The following is a 1,098-nucleotide window of genomic DNA, read 5'->3' on the forward strand; positions in this document are numbered from 1 at the left end:
GGATTCGCTTTCAAATATTTAACGACCGCTTTGGTCACAGCCCGCGCAAGTTTGTCTTGATGCGAACGTTGGAAAAGAAGCTTCTCTTCGGTCGGATTCGAAATAAAGCCCGTTTCTACAAGTACCGATGGAATTTGTGGTGAACGTAACACTGCCAAGCTGGTGTTAATCGGCTTACTGTTATGCAGTTTTGCGACCTTACCCATTTCAGAGAGAATGGTCGTTGCCAGTTTGTAGCCCTCTTTTTGAGAGTGGCTAAACTGCAAATCAAGCAGGGTTTGGTTGACGTTTTTATCTGCAATATTGCCAGTAAACGCAGCACCGCTGCCGCCCAGCAATTCTGACTGCTTCTCTTTGTTCTCAATCCAACGGGAAATCTCAGTATTTGCCCGTCGAGTATTCAACACGAACACCGAACCACCTCTTGGTTGAGGCGTCGTAAAGGCATCGGCGTGAATAGAGATCAAGAGGTGTGCTTCGTTCTCACGAGCAATTGCAACACGTCTGTTCAGGTTTACAAAGTAATCAGCATTACGTGTTAAACGCGTTTTGATTCCCGGAACTGCATTCAACTGCGCAGCGATCTTTTTCGAAATACTAAGAGTCGCATTCTTCTCATATTTACGAGATGGGCCAATGGAACCAGGGTCTTCACCACCGTGGCCTGGGTCAATCACAATCAGAACATCACGCTGACGCTTAACTTGATTGAGGTTCTTACTCACTGTTGGCTTAGTCGGCGTTGATGTTGCTTTGCCTTTACTTGCCGCACCATGAGGCAAATCGATCACCAAGCGATGTCCGTACTGACCACCAGGAGTCGGACTGAGTTTAAACAACTCTGCTTTAGACGACTTCTTTAACTCAAAAACCAAGCGATAGGTGTTTTTGTCTGGCGGTGAGCTTTTACGAATCTTAGATAGAACGGGGCTGTCTTTCACCACGACCGGTAACTTAGTTGCAAGGTTGGTCTTTTTTAAATCAACAACCAAGCGACTCGGGCTACTCAGGGTGAAATAGCTGAAATCCGCTTCTGATTTTAAATCGATAACCACACGAGTTTCTTCTGGAGAAGGCCAAACCCTTAAACTCTTTAGT

General features: G+C 45.9%; 1 protein-coding gene. It reads right to left on the reverse strand.

The window, feature by feature from the left end:
* Positions 1 to 1,098, reverse strand: a 1,098-nt coding sequence (locus tag AB4653_RS24300) for an N-acetylmuramoyl-L-alanine amidase (protein WP_372105517.1), incomplete at both ends; no start/stop codon positions are given.

This window comes from Vibrio sp. 10N.222.48.A3 (assembly GCF_041475345.1).
Lineage (GTDB): Bacteria > Pseudomonadota > Gammaproteobacteria > Enterobacterales > Vibrionaceae > Vibrio > Vibrio tasmaniensis_A.